At 69.6% G+C, this 2,338-nt stretch carries 3 protein-coding genes; all 3 read left to right on the forward strand.

Annotation, left to right across the window (positions count from 1 at the left end; all coding sequences use genetic code 11):
• Positions 1 to 560: ATP phosphoribosyltransferase regulatory subunit (locus ACOJTB_RS11365; protein ID WP_420102630.1), on the forward strand; the 560-nt coding region annotated here is incomplete at its 5' end.
• Positions 557 to 1,534 (forward strand): ATP phosphoribosyltransferase, encoded by a 978-nt coding sequence (gene hisG, locus ACOJTB_RS11370; RefSeq protein ID WP_420102631.1) that lies wholly within the window; start codon positions 557 to 559, stop codon positions 1,532 to 1,534. The genes ACOJTB_RS11365 and hisG, both read left to right, overlap by 4 nt.
• A 123-nt stretch (positions 1,535 to 1,657) precedes the next feature.
• On the forward strand, positions 1,658 to 2,131 hold the full coding sequence (locus tag ACOJTB_RS11375) for an META domain-containing protein (protein WP_420102632.1): 474 nt from the start codon (positions 1,658 to 1,660) through the stop codon (positions 2,129 to 2,131).
• Positions 2,132 to 2,338: the final 207 nt, after the last annotated feature.

Consider the following 2,338-nt stretch of genomic DNA (forward strand, 5'->3'; position numbering starts at 1 on the left):
CCGGCCTGCTGAAGGCGCTGGAAGGGCAGGATCCGAAGGCCGCCCGCGCCTTCGTCGAGGACGTTCTGTCCATCGCCGGCATTTCGACGGTGGGCGGACGCAGTGCAGCCGACATAGCCGAGCGCTTCCTCGCCCGCGCAGCAGAGCGCGAGAACCCGGTGAACGCCGATGTGAAGGCGCTGCTCGGCCAGGTGCTCGCCGTCTCCGGCGATCCGGACGCTGCCTCCGCCAGCCTGCGCGCATTGGCCGACCAGGCCTCCCTCGACCTTGCCCGCGAACTCGACGCCTTCGACGAGCGCACAGGCTTTCTCGCCGCGCGCGGCGTCGATGTCGGCGCGATCCGCTTCACGCCGGGTTTCGCCCGCAATCTCGACTACTACAGCGGTTTCATCTTCGAGCTGCACGATCCCGCCCGGGAGAACGTCAAGCCCGTGGCCGGCGGCGGCCGCTACGACACGCTGCTCGGCCGCCTCGGCGCCGCCCGGTCCGTGCCGGCCGTCGGTGCCTCGATCTGGCTCGACCGGTTGACGGACACCGCGCAAGCAGGAGCCGCCGCATGAGCCGGACCGACGCACCGCTCGTCCTGGCCGTTCCCTCCAAGGGGCGTCTGCAGGAAAACGCGACCGCCTTCTTCGGCCGCGCCGGCCTCAAATTCGTCAAGGCCAGCGGCGAGCGGGGCTATCGCGGCACCATCGCCGGCGTGCCGGGCGCCGAGGTCGCCTTCCTCTCCGCCTCCGAGATCGTCTCCCAGCTCGCCTCCGGCTCCGCCCATCTCGGCATCACCGGCGAGGATCTCGTGCGCGAGCAGTTGTCCGATGCCGATGCGGCCGTCGAGATGCTGACGCCGCTCGGCTTCGGCCACGCCAATGTCGTCGTAGCGGTGCCGCAGGCCTGGATCGACGTTCGCAGCATGGCGGACCTCGAGGATGTCGCCTCGACGATGCGGGCCCGCCATGGCCGCAAGCTGCGCGTGGCGACGAAATATGTGAACCTCACCCGCCGCTTCTTCGCGCAGCACGGCCTCGCCGATTATCGCATCGTCGAGAGCCTCGGCGCGACCGAAGGCGCGCCAGCCGCCGGGACCGCCGAGATCGTGGTCGACATCACCACAACGGGCGCCACGCTGGCGGCCAATGCGCTCAAGGTGCTGGATGACGGCGTGATGCTGGCATCCGAGGCTAATCTCGTCGCCTCCACCCGCGCACCCTGGAGCGAGACGGCACGCGGGGCCGTCCGCACCATCCTGTCGCGCATCGCGGCCGAGGAAGAGGCCCGCACGCTCCGCGAAGTCCGCGCCCGTCTGTCGCTCGATGCCTCTGCGCTGGCGGCGCTGGCGGCCGAGGTGGGGGCGAGGCTACCCTTCGGCGAACCCGCGCCCGGCACGCCCGCGACGCTGCACTGCCCGGACAAGGCGGTGTTCGCGCTCGTCGAAAGGCTCGAGCAGGCCGGCGCCGACGACATCACCGTCAGCACCCCGGCCTATGTCTTCCGCCGGTCGAACCGGCTGCTGGAACGTCTGGCGGCCCGGATCTAGCAGCATTCTGTGAGAGAGCCGCTCGCAGCGTGTCATCCCGCCTTGATCCTGGAGCAATTGGCCTCTAGGCGTTAACCGTCTCGGGCCCGAGCGGCCGCATGAGTAGATGCAGGTAAGACGATCATGATCCGACGCCTCGGCTTGGCGGCCGTTCTCGCTGCACTCGGCGCTAGCCTGCTCGTCCCGGTCACGGCCGAAGCGCAGAGCCGGCGCAAGCAGCCCCCGCCGGGCGACGCATCGCAGATGCCGATAGCCCCCGTCGAAAAGGTCTTCCCGCTCGGCGCCAGCTGGAGCGTGGTCGAGTTCAACGGCAAGCCGGTCTATGATCGCCGCGCCACGCTGATCGTCGACCAGAACCTGCGCGGAACCGGCTTCGCCGGCTGTAACACCTTCTCGGCCGCCGCCTATCCGCTGCGTCAGCAGGGCTTCGCGGTCGGCCCGATCGCGGTGACCAAGCGCAGCTGCGACAGCGGCGCTATGGCTTTCGAAAAGGCCTTCCTGCTCGCGCTGCGCGGCACGCAGAAATGGGAAACGGTGAACGGCCAGGTGATCCTGAGCGGTTCGCAGGGCAAGATCACGCTCAATCGCTCGCTTTGACGCTCTGACCCGGCGTGTCGCGCCATCGTCGCGAAGCGCCCCGTCGGGGTCGTCTCGAAGGCGGATCCGGCGAGTGTTGGTTTCGTCGCCGTCAGGCCTGGATCGTGGTTCGGCCAGCGCCCGGCACCCTGTTCAGGGGCCCGCGAGCTCCGGGGGGCGCGAGCAGATGAAGACGCGGTCGAGCCCCTGAAGCTCCATGCCGTGGCG

It is taken from the genome of Allobosea sp. (genome assembly GCF_048595345.1).
Lineage (GTDB): Bacteria > Pseudomonadota > Alphaproteobacteria > Rhizobiales > Beijerinckiaceae > Allobosea.